The organism is Streptomyces sp. 3-6 (assembly GCF_056323165.1).
The window spans coordinates 815,217-831,252 of record NZ_JBWHZP010000001.1; the positions used below are offsets into that span (position 1 = coordinate 815,217).

Genomic DNA, 16,036 nt, shown 5'->3' on the forward strand with positions numbered 1-16,036 from the left:
CTTATCTCCCCCGTTCCCGCCCATTCTGCTGACGGGTCGTCTCTCCGTCTCCCTGCCAGGGCGGGCCCCGAGTCTCCCAAAATCTTTTTGCAAAATATCTTTTGCTGAATGGGTCCAGCCCTCTACGCTCACCGCATGGTCAATGACGAGCACAGGCGTGTCCTCGATCCCGAGCGCGACACCGCCGCGCTGAAGGCGCTCACGCACCCCCTGCGCATCCGGCTGCTGGGGCTGTTGCGCCAGGACGGGCCGGCCACCGCCAGTGAACTGGCCGACCGGACGGGGGAGTCGTCGGCGTCGACCAGCTACCACCTGCGGGTGCTGGCGAAGCACGCCTTCATCACCGAGGCGGACCACCGTGACGGGCGGGAGCGCCGGTGGAAGGCCGTGCACACCGTGACGTCCTGGAGCAACGAGGCGATGGAGTCCTCGACGGTCGGCCGCGCCTACGTCGGCCTGGCCCGTCGGCGCCAGATCGACCACCTGGACGCGTCGCTCACCCGGCACGAGGAGGACCTGGCCGCAGGGCGGCTGGGCCGGGAATGGGTCGAGCCCTCCGGGATCAACGACTACCTGCCCCTGCTGACCCCGGAGTCGCTCAGCGAACTGTGGGAGGTGCTGGGACGCACGCTGGACGAACTGACCGCACGCGACGAGCACGATCCACGCGCCCGCCGCGTGGCGTTCGTCGCCGCGGGCCTGGCCCTCGCCGCCCCACCCGCCAGCGACGGCGACGGCGCCGACCGTCAAGGCAACGACGACGGCCCCCACGACAACAGCGACGGTGACGACAGCCACCACGACGGTGACGGCGACGGCGGCGATGACGACGGTGGCGGTGACCACGGCGATGACGGCGCCGGCCGGGACGGCCGCGTCGATCGAGTCACCGGTGACGCAGGCGCTCCCGGCGGCAGCGGGGAAGCCGGTACCGGAGGGACGTCATGACCGGCACCCCGCGGCCGGGTGCGGACCGCACGGCCCCGGAGAGGGCGGGCCAGGAGACCGAGGCGGTCCTGAAGGCCGCCTGCCGCCGGTACGTCGTCGTCTGCGCCCTGTTCTGGCTGCCCCCGGGACTCGCCATGGCGCCGTTGGTGCTGTTGTTCACCGAGCGGGGCATGGCGCTCGCCGCCATCGCGGGATTCTTCGCGGCGCATTCCCTCACCGTCGCGGCGGTGGAACTGCCCACCGGTGGCCTCTCCGACGTGCTCGGACGCCGGCCGGTGCTCGCCGCGGCGGGAGCCCTCAACGCGATCGCCCTGCTCATCGTCGGCCTGGCCGGGACCGCGTGGGTGCTCGTCCTCGGCATGGTGCTGATGGGAACCGCACGGGCACTCGCCAGCGGCCCGGCGGAGGCCTGGTACGTGGACACCGTCCAGGCGACCGCCGGACCCGACGCCGATCTGCGCACCGGCCTGGCCCGCGGCAGTTCCGCCACCTCGGCGGCCCTCGCGATCGGCCTGATGCTCGGCGGATCCGTGCCCTGGCTCCTCGACCGGACCGCGGACCTCGGCCCACGCCTGACGCGGGCGACGTCGGGCCTGGTGTTGCCGTTGTCCGTCCCGGTGCTGCTGGGAGCCGTCGTCGAGGTCCTCTTCCTCTGCTACGTGCTCGCCGCACTGCGGGAGCCGCCACGGCCGCCCGCCACCCTCCGCTCCGTGCTGCGCGGCGTCCCGGGCGCCGTACTGAGCGGTGTGCGGCTGGGCGGGCGGGACGCGATGGTGCGCAGGATCCTGCTCAGTGCGGCCGCCGCCGGCAGTGCCCTGGCCGCCATCGAACTGCTCATGCCGGGCCGCGCCGTGTCGCTGACCGGAGCGCCCGAGTCGGGTGCCCTGCTCTTCGCCGCGCTGGCCTGCGGCGGCTTCGTCTGCGCCGGTCTCGGCAGCCACCTGGCGCCGTCGGCAGCCCGGCTGACCGGCAGCGGCGGGCGCGCGGTGCTGGCCGGACTGGGCACCGCCACGGCCGGTCTGCTGCTGCTCGCTGCGACGGCCGCCTGGTCGCATCCGGTCTCCACCGGACTCGTCGTCGCCGGGTTCGGCCTGGTCTACCTGGGACTCGGCGTGGCGGGACCGAACGAGAACGAGCTGCTGCACCGGCGGGTGCCCGGCGACGCCCGGGCCACCGCCCTGTCCGTGCAGTCGCTCGCCCAGCAGTCGGTCGGGGCCGTCACCGGCGTGGTGGTCGGCGCTCTCACCCCCGGGCCCCTGCCCTGGCTGCTGACCGCGGCCGTCCTGCTCGCCGGGGCGCTGCTGTGGACCCGCCGCGGTGACGGACCGCCGGCCGACGAAGCACGCGACCGGCCCGCCGGGCCGGCCGACCCCCGGGAACGGCAGGAGCCCGAGCCGACGACCGCGACCTCCACGGCGCCCGCGACCTCCACGGCGCCCGCGACCTCCACGGCCCCTACCGTGGAGGCATGACCCCCAGCGGCCCCTCCGGCCCGTCCGATCCCTCGGAGCGGTCCGGCGCTTCAGGACCTCCCCGCACCTCTGGCCCGACCAGTTCCTCCGGCCCGACCAGTTCCTCCGAACCGTCGGGCTCCTCCGGACGGTCCGGCGAATCCGGACCTTCCAGCCTTTCCGGACCGTCCGATCTTTCCCATCCCTCCGATCCCTCCGATCCCTCCGAACCGTCGGGTTCGGAGGACGCCGCTGCTCTCGCCCGTCTCGACCGGCGGATCGCCGGCTGCCGTGCCTGCCCGCGGCTGGTCGACTGGCGGGAGGAGGTGGCCCGCACCAAGCGCGCCGCCTTCGCCGACCAGACGTACTGGGGGAGGCCGGTACCCGGCTTCGGGCCGCCGGACGCCCGTCTGGTGATCCTCGGCCTCGCCCCCGCCGCACACGGCGGGAACCGTACGGGGCGGATGTTCACCGGGGACCGTTCCGGAGACGTGCTGTACCGCGCGCTGTACGACGTGGGCCTCGCCTCGCAGCCGACCGCCGTGCACGCGGACGACGGCCTCGCCCTGCACGGCGTGCGCGTCACCTCCCCCGTGCACTGCGCACCGCCCGCCAACAAACCCACCCCCCGGGAACGCGACACCTGCCGCCCCTGGCTGGTGCGCGAGTTGCGGCTGCTGCGGCCGACCGTCCGTGCCGCGGTCGTCCTCGGCGCCTTCGGCTGGCAGGCCGCGTTCCCCGCGTTCGCCGAGGCGGGCTGGAGCGTTCCACGTCCCCGCCCGGCCTTCGGCCACGGCACCCGCGTCACACTGACCGCGCCGAACGGCGACGACCTCGATGTCTTCGGCTGCTTCCATGTCAGTCAGCGCAACACCTTCACCGGCCGGCTCACCCCCGCCATGCTCCGCGAGGTCCTGCGCGACGCGGCACGGGTGGCCGGACTCCCGTACCTGGAAGGGAGTTGACCCCACCGGCCGGAAGCGCGCCGAGCCCACTCGAAAAGGGGCTGAACCCGCCCCTCACCACCCGCTACGGTGTCGCGGTGATCCTTTACCCGGAGATCGAACCGTACGACCACGGCATGCTCGACGTCGGTGACGGCAACCGCGTCCACTGGGCGACCTGCGGCAACCCCCGGGGCAAGCCCGCGGTGGTCCTGCACGGAGGGCCGGGCAGCGGCACCGGTCCACGGGCGCGGCGCTACTTCGATCCCGCGCGGTACCGCATCGTGCTGCTGGACCAGCGCGGCGCCGGACGGTCCACGCCCCCGGCGAGCGATCCGGCCACCGACATGAGCGTGAACACGACGGCCCATCTGTTGGCCGACCTGGAGCGCCTGCGCACCCACCTGGGGATCGAACGATGGCTGGTGTGGGGGGCCTCGTGGGGATCCGTGCTCGGTCTGCGGTACGCCCAGACCCACCCGGGGGTCGTGTCGGAACTGGTGCTGACCGCGGTCGCCACGGGCTCCCGCGCCGAAGTGGACCTGCTGACCCGGGGGTTGGGCAGGTTCTTCCCGGACGCCTTCGAACGGTTCCTCGCCGGTCTGCCCGCCGACGAGCAGGACGGCAACCTGGCCGCCGCCTACAACAGGCTGCTGGAGTCGCCGGATCCACAGGTGCGGCACCGGGCCGCGCGGGCCTGGACCGACTGGGAGACGGCGACGATCCCGGCGCCGCCGCGCTCGGTCGAGCGGTTCGAGGACCCGGACTTCCGTCAGGGCTTCGCCCGCACCGTCACCCACTACTGGGCCAACGACCACTTCCTCGGTGACGAAGGCGCCGACGACCGCCCCGACGCCGGCCCCGGCGACCGCCCCGACGCGCGCCGCGACGAGGGCCCCCGCAGGGGCGCCGGTGAGGGCGTCGTCCTGCGGGACGCGCACCTGCTGAGGGGCATCCCTGGGACCGTCGTCCAGGGAAGTCTCGACTTCGGCAACCTGCTCGGCATCGTGTGGCGGCTGCACCACGCCTGGCCCGACAGCGACCTGGTGATCGTGGACGAGGGCGGCCACGATGCCGGACCGGCCGGGGACAAGGCCCTGGTCGCCGCGACGGACGCCTACGCCGACCACTGACGCCTGCCGTCCGCCGACTGACGCCTGCCGACCCTGAGGAGCCCTGCCGTGCCGCCGTCCCCCCTCCCGGACCGGGAGTTCCTCGACCACATCGCCGACCGGCTCGCCGCGCTGCCCGGCGTCACCGCCGTCGCCCTGGGCGGTTCCCGTGCGCAGGGCACCGAACGGCCGGACAGCGACTGGGACCTGGCGGTGTACTACCGGGGCGCCTTCGACCCGGACGACCTGCGGGCCGTCGGCTGGGAGGGCGAGGTGTCCGGGATCGGCGGCTGGGGCGGCGGCGTCTTCAACGGCGGTGCGTGGCTGACCGTCGCGGGCCGCCGGGTCGACGTCCACTACCGCGACCTCGACGTCGTCGAGCACGCGTGGGCGGAGGCGCGGGAGGGCCGCTTCCGCGTCGAGCCGCTGATGTTCCACCTGGCCGGGATCCCGACCTACCTGCTGGTCGCCGAACTCGCGCTCAACGTGACACTCCGCGGCACACTGCCCCGTCCCTCCGGCTACCCGGCGGCCTTGCGCCGTACCGCTCCCGAGCACTGGCGCGGTACGGGCGCCGCGACGCTCGCCCACGCCGCCGCACACCACGCACCCCGGGGCCGGCTGACGGAGGTCGCCGGGGCCGTGGCGACCGCGGCCGTGCAGACCGGGCACGCGGTCCTGGCCGAGCGCGGGGAGTGGGTGACCAACGAGAAGCGGCTGCTCGACCGTGCCGGACTGAGGGAGGTGGACGGCATCCTGGCCGGAATGCGCAGCCGGCCCGAGTCGCTCGTCGCCGCCGTCGCGGCGGCCGAGGCGTTGTTCGCGTCCGCACCGCGCTGACACGGAGGTCCCGCGCGGCTCCTCCCGGGTGGGGCAGCGGAGCCGCAGAGCAACGGAGCAGCAGAGCAACGGAGCAACGGATCGACGGAGCGGCGGAGCGGCGGAAAATCTTCGGGTCCGAGCGATGAGTTGTCGCGGTTCCGGCGGTCACCTTCCGCAACGGGACCGTCGCACAGGAGGAACCATGTCGCTTCCGGAGATCGTCTCGCGTGCCGCCTGGTGCGCGGCGCGTGAGGAACTGTTCGTCGAGGAGAAGGCCCTCACCCGCGCCAGGGACGCGCTCAGCGCCGAGCGGCGCCGGCTGCCCATGGTCGAGATCGACGCGGAGTACCTCTTCGAGGGCGGCGACGGGAAGGCCGTGCTGCTCGACCTCTTCGAGGGCCGACGCCAGCTCATCGTCCAGCACTTCATGTTCGCCCCGGAGTGGGAAGCCGGGTGCCGCAGCTGCTCCGCGTTCCTCGACCAGATCGGTCACACCGCCCACCTGAAGGCCCGCGACACCACCTTCGTCGCCGTCTCCCGCGCCCCGTTCACCAGGATCCTGCCGTTCAAGGCCCGGATGGGCTGGACGGTGCCCTGGTACTCGGCCCTGTCCTCCCCGGGCGGCCCGGACTTCAACGAGGACTTCGAGGCGACCCGCGAGCACCACGGCGAACGCGTCGACCGGCCGGGACTGAGCTGTTTCCTGCGGGACGGCGACCGCATCTTCCACACCTACTCGACCTACGAGCGCGGCCTGGACGGCCTCGGATCGACCACCAGCCTGCTGGACCTCACCGCGCTCGGCCGGCAGGAACCGTGGGAGGAGCCGAAGGGGCGTGCGTCGGCCTACGGTGCGCCTGCGGGAAGTGAGGCGGTCCGTTATCACGACGAGTACGACGACTGATACGGAAGGTGACCCGATACTCCGAAAAGCTGAGACCGGGCTCACACGTGGCGGTGAACGGGTGTCAACTACGTCTCAGTACCGTCACCGGACGAGGCATCCGCCCCATGGTTGGCGTTTAACTCTACGAGTACAGCGCGACATGGAGGTGGCAGGGTGAACGGGCGAACAGTGCTCGAACGCTTTCCCGCAGGTGGGCCGCGGGGGTCATGGCCCGCGGAGGAGTTCGCGCAGGCGCGACGCCTTGAGGGACTGCCCGCCGAAGTTGTCATGGACCTCGCTACCGACATGTTCCTGGTGATCGTGCGGAGCGGCGGCGGCAGTGGTGATGCCGCGGCGTGAGCCCGCTCCGCTCGCCCCACCTCACCCCACCCCGCTCCGTGTCCTTCGGGGCACGCGCACACGCCGACACCTTGAGCCTCCGGACAGGGAGCCTCCGGACAGGCCCGCACTCCTGGCTGCTCCGGTTTCACAGTCCGTTTCCCAGTCGGTTCCTGTCGCCGCCGGCGCTGTCGGCACTGTCAGGTCCTGTCCCCGCCGGCGCCTCTCACGCCCCCGTGTCCGTCCCCCCGGCCCGCCGTGGCCCCAGCACCGGGGCGACCGGGGCAGGGGCGGCGGTGGGAGCGGCGTCGGCAGAGGTCGCTGAGACGGTCGCGGCAGGTGAGGTGGCCGGGGGCGGCGAGGGGTCGGGCGGGGCGGTCGGCCCCGCCGGAGGGGTGGCGGTGGCCGTGGCAGTGTCCTGGTGCGAGGCGTCAGCAGCCGAGCCCGGGGTGCCGGACGGCGAACCCGGACCTCCGGACGGTGAGCTCGGAGGACCGGACGGCGACCCCGGGGCGCCCGACGGCGTGCCCGGAGGCTCGGACGGTGTGGGCGTCCCGGCGAACTGCTCCGCCTGGAGGGCGTAGAGCTGTGCGTACAGTCCGCCCGCCGCCAGCAGCTCGTCGGGCGGGCCGGATTCCACCAGTCGGCCGCGGTCCAGGACGTGCACCAGGTCCGCGTGGCGCACGGAAGCCAGTCGGTGGGTGATCAGGACGACCGTCTGGCCCCGGCCGGCCAGGGCGCGTATCCGGTCGAAGACCTCCAGTTCGGCCCGGGCGTCCAGAGCGGCCGTCGGTTCGTCCACGATCAGGATGCTCCCGCGCCGGTACGCCGCCCGGGCGATCCCGAGCCGTTGCCACTGCCCGCCGGACAGCTCGTGCCCGCCGCTGAAGTGGCGGGCCAGCAGCGTGTCGAGGCCGCGCGGCAGGTCCCCGACCACCTCCTCTGCCCCGGCCTCCGCGACCGCGGCGGCCAGCCGGTCGTCGGTCAGGGGCGCGGAGGGGCGGCCGATGGCGATGTTGACACGGGCGGTGAAGGGCCAGCGCTCGAAGTCCTGCGCCAGCATCGCCACCTGCTCGGCGAGTCGGCGCCGGTCCACGTCCGCCGCGTCCACGTCGTCCCACATGATCCGTCCGCGTTCCGGCGTGTACAGCCCGGCGAGCAGCTTGACCAGGGTCGTCTTGCCGGAGCCGTTCTCCCCGACCAGGGCCACGATCTTTCCCAGCGGGAGGGTCAGCGACAGGTCCTCCAGCGCGGGACGGGTGGCGTCGCCGGGATAGCGGAAGGTGACGTTCTCGAACCGGACCTCGCGGGGCTGGTCCGGCAGCGGGAGGCCGCCCACGGGGATCGCCCGCTCGGCCGCCTCGACGTAGAGGCGCTGGAGGTCGCCGACGAACAGGGCCTCCTCGTGCAGCTGGTTCACCTCCAGGACCAGGGTGTCCAGGCTGGCGGAGCCGGTCCGGATGGCGATCACCGCGGTACCCGCCACCGACAGGGCCATCGCGCCGGCCAGCAGCAGCCCGCCGAGGGTGGCGTACGTCGCGACCGTCGCCAGGCCGGTCCAGCCCGCGGCGATCAGGCCCGTACGGGCCGCCAGCCGGGCCAGCCGGGCCTGCTCCGCCTCCGCGGTCTCCGACATGGTGCGGAAGTGGCGCAGCAGGAACGGTCCCACTCCGTGCACCCGGATCTCCGGCGCGGCCTGCGGCTCCGTCAGCAGTTCGCTGATCAGGTGGCCGGCCCGGGCGTGCTGCACCCAGGTGTGGAAGGAGGTGTAGCGGCGGCGCGCGTTCGTCAGCGCGCTCCAGGCGCTCGGCACGGTCATCGTCACGAGCAGCGGGAGCAGCGCGGGATGCAGCACCGTGAGCACACCGGCCGCCGCGGTCAGCGAGATCCCCGCGTTGACGACCCGGGCCCCGTACATGATCATCCGCCGGGCGGAACTGGCCCCGTACTGGGCGGTGTCCAGCAGTTTGTGAAAGGCGTGGTCCTCGATCGCCGCCAGCTCCACCGCCGCCGCCCGCTCCAGGTACAGCTCGGTCGCCACCCGCTCGACCTTCGGCTCCAGGCGTCCGGTGGCGTAGGTGCTCGCCGCCCGCAGCAGCGCCGCGACCAGCATGACGGCGGCGACCGTGACCAGGGCCGGTGCGGCGGACCGCAGCCGGTCCTCGATCGGTCCGTCGCCCAGCAGCCGGCCCAGCGCGCTGTTGACCGCGAGCAGGCTCACCGCTTGGGCCAGCCCCCGGGCCACCTCGGCGGCCAGCACGGTGCGGGCGGCCCGCCGGTCCGCCTGCACGGCCAGGCGGAAGCTGGACGCGAGCAGCGCGGGCAGCCGGGTGATCATGGCGCGGAAGGACAGCTGGAGGAAGGCACCGCGATGCTGGTTCCAGCCCATGTCGTACCGCAGGGGGCCGCCGAAGAGCAGCCGCTCCGAGTCGGACAGGGGAGCGGAGTCGGGTCCGGGCGGGCCGGTGCGCGCCCCGGCTCCTCGGCCCTTCCGCTGCCGCTGGCCCGCGGCCGGCCTCGGCCGGCCCGTGCGGCCGGGCTCTCCCACGCCCCCCGGCTCCCCTGCGGTTCCCACCGACGACCTCCCTCGCTCCCGACGCCCCTTCCGGACGAACGGCCACTCTTCCGGTGCGGGAACCGCGGGGGCAGGGCGTGGACCAGGGCGGACGATGCGCGCGGGCGCGCGACCGCACGGGACGGGGCTGCGGAGGCGAACGGAGGTGGACCTGGCGCGCAGCACCGGCCCGCACGCCGCCACAGGGGCGGGGGCGCGTGGACGCGTGTCACGGCTGCGGGCCGAGCGTCACGGGTGCAGGGGGAGCGGGCCGGGCGTCACGGGCGCACGGAGTGCAGACCGGGTGGCATGCGCGGGGCAGGCTGCGGGTGGGCACGGGTGGGCACGGGGATGCCGTGGGGTGCAGCGGGTGCGGGCGGGTGTCGTGGTCGCGGGAGGGGCGCGACGCGTACGGGAAGGGGCGCGACGCGTACGGCGCGCTGCCGTGGCCGCACACCGAGGCGGCCAGGCGCAGCAGGAAACCGGCGGGAGCGGCAGGAAACCGGCGGGAACGGCAGGAAACCGGCGGGAACGGCCGGGAACCCCCGGAACCCCCGGAGCCGCCGGCAGTGTCCCGCGTACGCCCGGGGTGGGCGGCACAGGCCCCTGCCCCGGCCCGGTGGGATCCGGGTCCGGCGGGAGGGGCCTCAGGCGCTGATCGGCCGGGACCAGGTGGGCGTCGTGCCGGTCAGGCGGCACACCGCCAGGTAGAGGGGTATCGGCGGGGTGTACGGGAGGGTGCCGTCCGGGCGGTGGATCAGTCCGGGCAGGTCCGGGGCGCCGGGGAGGAGCGCGCCGGTGGCGTAGCGGGCGGGGGCCGGCCACTCCAGCGCGTAGTCCGAGTCGGACGGGACCAGCCACCACCAGTGCGTCTCATCGGCGTAGACGCACCCCACCCGGGGCAGCCGGGGCATCACCATCGGCCCGAAACGGGCCGGTACCGCGACCGCGTCGCAGCCCATCGGGGCCGTCATCCCGTCCGGTACGGGCAGCCGCCGGGGGGTCCCGGGGGCCGTCGGCAGGGCACGTCGCAGGCGGACCAGCGAGTCCAGGGTCAGGACCGGAGCACCCGTCACGCCGGTTCGCCTCCCCGGTGTCGCCGACTGTGCGGCACGCCCTGGTGGGCCAGGGGCCCGGAGGAGTGCGCGCGGCTCGCCGCACGGGGGCCGTCGGCCTCCGAGCGGTGCTCCGCGCGGTTCGCCGAGCGGGCGCCGGTGGCGTCCGTGTGACCCGTACGGGTGCCGTCGTCCTCGCCCTCGGTTCCGCCCTCGGTTCCGGACTCGGATCCGGACTCCGTTCCGGCGTCGTCCGGTCCCTCGGTCGGCGCCGGCTTGGGGCGCGCGCCCCAGCCGAGGTCGCCGCGGGGTTCGCCGGAGTCGCGCGGCGCGCGGGACCCGCGGGGCAGATCGGCCCACACGAGCAGCCCGAGCCCGTGCTCGTGGGCGCCCCAGGAGCGGCAGAGAGCCTCGACGAGCAGCAGGCCCCGCCCGTGTTCCTCGTCCGACCCCTGCCGGGTGGCGGCCCGGGGTTTGCCCGGGGCGCAGCCCTCGTCCTGCACGGCGATGCGCAGCAGGTCGTCACCGTCGTGCAGCTCGCAGACGACACGGCTGCTCGCGGTGTGCACGATGGCATTGGTGACCAGTTCGGAGACGACCAGGGCCGCGGTGTCGCAGGTGTCCTCGCACACCGACCAGCCGTCCAGCCGGGCCCTCGTCAGGCGTCTGGCCTGGGCGGGGGAACCAGGGTGGGCGGCCAACTCGAAGCGGAACCGGCGCTCGGCAGCGACCCCCGGAGGGGTGGCTTCCGGCGCGGCACCGAGAGCGACGGGGCCCGCGGCGGCGTCTGCTCCTAAGGGCACGGACGGAATCACGCTTGCCACTATCGCCCCGCCGGGAACACTTGGCAAGTGTCACTCTGAAAATTGCAGAGTGCTGTGTGACGGTCTGGACGGGCGTGGCACACTGCTCGCAACAGCACCTCGCGCGGCGCCAGTTGGGACCGTCGACGGCGCAATTCGTTCGAACGGAGTTTCGAACGAATATGCCGTTCGAACGCGTCTTCGCATGGCGCCGCCGGGCTGTCAGGAATCCTTTGTCGTGGAGGTGGAGCGTGAGCGAACCGCGGTCCGCGCCGACGGTCGGGCAGGTCGTTCTCGGCAGGCGTCTGCTGGACCTGCGGGAGCGCGCGGGGCTCAAGCGCGAGGAGGCGGCCCGCATCCTCCGCGTCGCCCCGGCCACCGTCCGCCGCATGGAGACGGCCGAGGTCGCCCTCAAGATCCCGTACCTCCAGCTCCTGCTCAAGGCGTACGGCGTCTCCGACGAGGAGGCCGACGCCTTCGTGCGTCTCGCCGAGGACGCCAACCGCCCCGGCTGGTGGCAGCGCTTCCACGACATCCTGCCCGGCTGGTTCTCGATGTACGTCAGCCTGGAGGGGGCCGCCTCCCTCATCCGTGGCTACGAGCCCCACTTCGTCCCCGGGCTGCTGCAGACGGAGGGCTACGCCCGCGGCGTCCTGCGCTCGGGCGCCATCGGCCAGACCCGGCCCGAGGACATCGAACGCCACGTCGACCTGCGCATGCAGCGGCAGGACCTGCTCACCCGTGAGGACGCCCCCCGGCTCTGGTTCGTCATGGACGAGACCGCCCTCCTCCGCCCGGTCGGCGGGGCCGAGGTGATGCGGGCCCAGATCGACCGGCTGCTCGACGTCGCCCACCTGCCCCACGTGACCCTGCAGGTCGCCCCGTTCGCGGGCGGCCCGCACCCGGGCACGTACGGGCCCTTCGTCATCTTCCGGTTCGCCATGCCCGAACTTCCGGACATGGTCTACAGCGAGTACCTGACCGGCGCCGTCTACCTGGACGCCCGCAGCGAGGTGGCGACTCACCTCGAGGTCATGGACCGCATGGCGGCACAGGCCGCCGGCGCACATCGCACGAAGGAGATCCTCAGGGATCTCCGCAAGGAGCTCTGAATGAATTCCGTCAAAACCCTGCCCCAGCCGCGCGTCGCGGGCCGGCACATCTACAACGGCATGCCCGCCCGGGAACTCGGCAGCGAGGGCTGGCACAAGCCGTGGAGCGGAGGCAACGGGGGCAACTGCCTGGAGGCCATGAAGCTCGACGACGGCCGGATCGCCGTCCGGCAGTCCACCGACCCGGACGGACCCGCCCTCATCTACACCACCGCCGAGATGACGGCCTTCATCGAGGGCGCGAAGGCGGGAGAGGCGGACTTCCTGGTGGCCTGAGACCGACATGGGTCCAGCCCGCCGCACCGTTCCCGCGCGTCCGTGCCTTCTATTGCGCCGCACCGTTCCCGCACCCGCTCGTTCCGCACCGGCCTCCGATCCGGCCCGACCCGGCCCGACCTGTCCCCGACTTCGTCCGTCCCGAACCGAACCGCCACGCTCCACCGGACGCCGATGCGTCGCCTCCGGTGGACCGTCCCCTTCCCGCACGGCCGGCCCCACGCCGGCACCGGAGGCGACTGAGTTGACTGAGCCGACCGCATTGATCACCGACCCCCGCAGCCCTTTACGGAGTGCCTCATGACCGGACGACCCCCCGTCGGCATCGACACCAGCAAGCCGCACCCGGCCCGCATGTACGACTGGTACCTGGGCGGGAAGGACAACTACCCCGTCGACGAGGCCATGGGCCGGCAGATGCTCGCCCTCGACCCGAGGGTGCCGGTGATGGCGCGGGTCAACCGCGCCTTCATGCACCGGGCCACCCGGTGGCTGGCCGACAGGGGCATACGCCAGTTCCTCGACGTCGGCACCGGCATCCCCACCGAGCCGAACCTCCATCAGATCGCCCAGCGCGTCGCCCCCGACGCGCGGGTCGTGTACTGCGACAACGACCCCATCGTGCTGGCGCACGCCGAGGCGCTGCTGAGGGGGACGGACGAGGGCGTGACGGAGTACCTCCAGGCGGACGTGCGCGAACCCGAGGCGATCCTGGAGGCCGCCCGCAAGATCCTCGACTTCACCGAACCTGTCGCCCTGTCGCTGATCGCGCTGCTGCACTTCGTCCCCGACGAGGACGGCGCGCACGACCTGGTCGCCCGGCTGGTGGCCGAACTGCCCTCCGGCAGCCACCTGGTCGTCTCCCACGCGACGGCGGACTTCACCCCCGAGGAGTCGAAGGCCGCCACCGACCAGCTCAAGGCCGCGGGCGTCACCCTGGCCCTGCGCTCCCGGGAGGAGTTCACCCGCTTCTTCGACGGACTCGAACTGGTGGAACCCGGCGTCCGGGTCCCCCACGAGTGGCACCCCGAACTGGGGGAGCCGGTGGCCGGCCAGGACGACGGTGTCATCCCCGGCTACGGGGCGGTGGGGCGCAAGCCCTGACCCCGTCCGGGCACGCGTGGCCCGCGGGGACGCGGTGCGGGCGCACGTGCTCCGCGCGGGCCCACGGGCGATCCGATCAGCCGCACGCCCGAGCGGCCCGCCGAGCGGCACGCCCGGTGGCACGTCCGAGCGGCGTGCACGCGGGTCACATGCTCGCGCGGGCCGCGGCACGTCCGGGTCACGGCGCGTCCGGGGCGAGGCGCGTGCGGGTCACGGCAGGTTCGGGGCGCGGCACGTCCGGGGCGCGGCGCGCCCGGTCACCGGGGCCGGGGGCCTCACGTTCTCACGCCCTCACGCCGTCATCGGCCGGTCGTACGGCCCGATCGGCGCCGGGAGGCGGGAGGTGCCCCCGGTGAGGTGGCGGTCGACGGCCGCCGCGACCGCCCGGCCCTCCGCGATCGCCCACACGATCAGCGACTGCCCGCGCGCGGCGTCCCCGGCCGCGAACACCCCGGGCACGTTGGTCGCGAAGTCCGCGTCCCGGGCGATCGTGCCCCGCGGCTCCACGTCCACACCGAGCCGGGCGAGCAGACCGTCGCTCCGGTCCGGCCCGGAGAACCCCAGGGCGAGCAGGACCAGGTCGGCGGGGAGAGCCCGGTCGGTACCGGCCACGGGGCGACGAACCGCGTCCACGCCGACCAGGTGCGCCCACCGCACCCGCCCGTCCGCGTCACCGGAGAAGCGCAGGGTGGACGCCGCGAACAACCGCGCGTCGGCGTCCGCCACGGGAGCACTCCCCAGGTCGCGGGCCTCCTCGTGGGCCGCGGACAGCCGGTAGACCTTCGGGTAGGTGGGCCAGGGCTCGGTGGCCTCGTCCCGCTCCTCACCGGGCCGGCCGTAGATGTCCAGCTGGGTCACCGACGCCGCTCCCTCCCGCAACGCGGTGCCCAGGCAGTCCGCGCCGGTGTCCCCGCCGCCGACGATGACGACGTGGCGCCCGGCAGCCGACAGCGGGGACACCTCCAGGTCGCCCTCGCACACCCGGTTCGCCAACGGCAGGTACTCCATCGCCTGGTGAATGCCCGTCAGTTCGCGTCCGGGGACGGACAGTTCCCGCCAGGCCGTCGCCCCGGTGGCGATCACCACGGCGTCGTAGCGGCTCCGCAGTGCGGCGGCGTCCAGGTCGCGGCCGACCGCTGTGCCGGTGCGGAACTTCGTCCCCTCGGAACGCATCTGCGCGATGCGCCGTTCCAGGTGCCGCTTCTCCATCTTGAACGCGGGGATGCCGTAGCGCATGAGCCCACCGATCCGGTCGTCCCGCTCGTACACGGCGACCGTGTGCCCGGCCCGGGTCAGCTGCTGGGCGGCCGCCAGTCCGGTGGGGCCCGAGCCGATCACCGCCACCGTCCGTCCCGACAGACGGTCCGGAGGAGCGGGCGGGGCGAACCCCTCCTCGAAGGCCCGGTCGGCGACGGCGCACTCGACGTTCTTGATCGTGACCGCCGGCTGGTTGATGGCGAGCACGCATCCCGCCTCGCAGGGCGCCGGGCACAACCGGCCGGTGAACTCGGGGAAGTTGTTGGTCGCGTGCAGCCGGTCCGCCGCCGCCCGCCAGTCCTCGCGGGAGACCAGGTCGTTCCACTCGGGGATCAGGTTGCCCAACGGGCATGCCTCGTGACAGAACGGAACGCCGCAGTCCATGCAACGGTCGGCCTGCGGTGCGATCAACGGCAGCAGCGAGCCGGGTACGTGGACCTCGTCCCAGTCGTGGACGCGCTCCTCGACAGGCCTGCGCGGCCATTCCCGGCGGGGAGTGGTGAGGAAACCCTTGGGATCGGCCATGGCCGTGTTCCTTGCGTGGGCGGGGCAGGCCGTACGGCGTCGGGCGGCACTCTTCCGGCCACGATACGTCCCGGTTCGTCCCACCGCAGGGCGCCGCCGGACCCACCCGACCTGCGCCGGGGGCCACCTTTCCTCCTTCCTCGACTCCTCGACTCCTCGACTGTTCGGTTCCTCGATTCCTCGGTTCCTTGAATCCTCGCTCCCGACCGGTCGGCGCCTCAGGCGAGGGCCAGTACGTACGCCAGGGCGGCCCCGGCGGAGGCGGCCGTGCGGACGTGGTTCCACCGGGTCCACTCCCGCACGTAGGCGGGCCAGTACGCGGCCGCCTCGGGGGTCCCCGGGTCGAGCCGGGCCAACGCCTCGTTGCGCGGCACGTTCGCCGCCGCCGTCACCCCGAACGAGCCGCCGAGGTGCAGCACGCTGCCCACCAGCAGTTCCGTGGCGCCGTCCCGCGGCCACACCACCACCGTCGCGACGGCGATCACCGCAGACAGCACCGCCGAGCCGAGGAACAGCAGCATGAACGCCTTCGTCACCGCGGCCACGTTGACCGCCCGCATCGCGGCCACCCCCTGCGCAGCCGGCAGGGCGGTCAGTCCTTTCATCACGAAGGCCGAGAAGGCGAAGAAGACCCCGGCCACCAGGGCGGTGCCCAGCGCCCCCAGCACCGTCAGCACGAAGTACGGTCCCTCGATCACGTCGTCGTCTCCTTCTCGTCGGCGGGGGCGCGCCGCCCTCCCGGCCTGCCGTCACCTCCAGTGAACCGGCCCGCCCGGGCGCCGCCCATGGCCGGACGGCGCAGGCGCATGCGCGATCGTCCACGCCGACCGCCCGCCCAAGGTCGGCGC

The 16,036-nt window shown here is 73.8% G+C and carries 13 protein-coding genes and 2 pseudogenes; 10 read left to right on the forward strand and 5 right to left on the reverse strand.

Annotated features, from left to right (window positions below; genetic code table 11):
* Positions 1-135: 135 nt before the first annotated feature.
* The 7 genes and pseudogenes from AC02VZ_RS03360 to AC02VZ_RS03390 all read left to right on the forward strand — a co-directional run.
* A pseudogene (locus AC02VZ_RS03360) lies at positions 136-768 on the forward strand (helix-turn-helix domain-containing protein); the annotation flags it as partial.
* Between the two features lie 176 nt (positions 769-944).
* Positions 945-2,420, forward strand: a complete 1,476-nt coding sequence (locus AC02VZ_RS03365; protein WP_476474466.1) for an MFS transporter — start codon at positions 945-947, stop codon at positions 2,418-2,420.
* Between the two features lie 257 nt (positions 2,421-2,677).
* Positions 2,678-3,364 carry a uracil-DNA glycosylase gene (locus AC02VZ_RS03370; protein WP_476474540.1) on the forward strand — a complete coding sequence of 229 codons (687 nt, stop codon included), beginning with the start codon at positions 2,678-2,680 and terminating at the stop codon, positions 3,362-3,364.
* Between the two features lie 77 nt (positions 3,365-3,441).
* Entirely contained in the window at positions 3,442-4,476 is a 1,035-nt protein-coding gene (locus AC02VZ_RS03375) for an alpha/beta fold hydrolase (protein ID WP_476474467.1), read from the forward strand.
* 48 nt (positions 4,477-4,524) lie between these two features.
* Positions 4,525-5,295, forward strand: coding sequence for a nucleotidyltransferase domain-containing protein (locus AC02VZ_RS03380; RefSeq protein ID WP_476474468.1), 771 nt, complete (start codon positions 4,525-4,527; stop codon positions 5,293-5,295).
* Positions 5,296-5,479: 184 nt separating this feature from the next.
* A complete protein-coding gene (locus tag AC02VZ_RS03385) occupies positions 5,480-6,181 on the forward strand; it encodes a DUF899 domain-containing protein (protein WP_476474469.1) in 702 nt (233 codons plus the stop codon).
* A gap of 156 nt (positions 6,182-6,337) precedes the next feature.
* Complete coding sequence (locus AC02VZ_RS03390; RefSeq protein WP_432054008.1) at positions 6,338-6,523, forward strand: hypothetical protein; 186 nt, start codon at positions 6,338-6,340, stop codon at positions 6,521-6,523.
* A 205-nt stretch (positions 6,524-6,728) separates the two neighbouring features.
* Here the strand turns inward: AC02VZ_RS03390 and AC02VZ_RS03395 are convergent, their stop codons facing one another.
* The 3 genes and pseudogenes from AC02VZ_RS03395 to AC02VZ_RS03405 form a co-directional block, all read right to left on the reverse strand.
* On the reverse strand, positions 6,729-8,891 hold the full coding sequence (locus tag AC02VZ_RS03395; protein WP_476474541.1) for an ABC transporter ATP-binding protein: 2,163 nt from the start codon (positions 8,889-8,891) through the stop codon (positions 6,729-6,731).
* A gap of 812 nt (positions 8,892-9,703) precedes the next feature.
* A complete protein-coding gene (locus AC02VZ_RS03400) occupies positions 9,704-10,132 on the reverse strand; it encodes a hypothetical protein (RefSeq protein ID WP_437030807.1) in 429 nt (142 codons plus the stop codon).
* A gap of 182 nt (positions 10,133-10,314) precedes the next feature.
* Positions 10,315-10,962, reverse strand: a pseudogene (locus AC02VZ_RS03405) (ATP-binding protein); the annotation flags it as partial.
* Between the two features lie 203 nt (positions 10,963-11,165).
* Between AC02VZ_RS03405 and AC02VZ_RS03410 the strand changes: the two are divergent.
* The 3 genes from AC02VZ_RS03410 (at position 11,166) to AC02VZ_RS03420 (ending at position 13,406) form a co-directional block, all read left to right on the forward strand.
* A complete protein-coding gene (locus AC02VZ_RS03410) occupies positions 11,166-12,026 on the forward strand; it encodes a helix-turn-helix domain-containing protein (protein ID WP_432054006.1) in 861 nt (286 codons plus the stop codon).
* Positions 12,027-12,302, forward strand: coding sequence for a DUF397 domain-containing protein (locus tag AC02VZ_RS03415; protein WP_362088956.1), 276 nt, complete (start codon positions 12,027-12,029; stop codon positions 12,300-12,302).
* A 300-nt stretch (positions 12,303-12,602) separates the two neighbouring features.
* On the forward strand, positions 12,603-13,406 hold the full coding sequence (locus AC02VZ_RS03420; protein WP_476474470.1) for an SAM-dependent methyltransferase: 804 nt from the start codon (positions 12,603-12,605) through the stop codon (positions 13,404-13,406).
* Between the two features lie 291 nt (positions 13,407-13,697).
* Here AC02VZ_RS03420 and AC02VZ_RS03425 read toward each other — a convergent pair whose 3' ends face one another.
* Positions 13,698-15,188: a glutamate synthase subunit beta gene (locus tag AC02VZ_RS03425; RefSeq protein WP_476474471.1), complete on the reverse strand. Its 1,491-nt coding sequence runs from the start codon at positions 15,186-15,188 to the stop codon at positions 13,698-13,700.
* Between the two features lie 218 nt (positions 15,189-15,406).
* Positions 15,407-15,886 carry an anthrone oxygenase family protein gene (locus AC02VZ_RS03430; protein ID WP_476474472.1) on the reverse strand — a complete coding sequence of 160 codons (480 nt, stop codon included), beginning with the start codon at positions 15,884-15,886 and terminating at the stop codon, positions 15,407-15,409.
* Positions 15,887-16,036 lie beyond the last annotated feature (150 nt).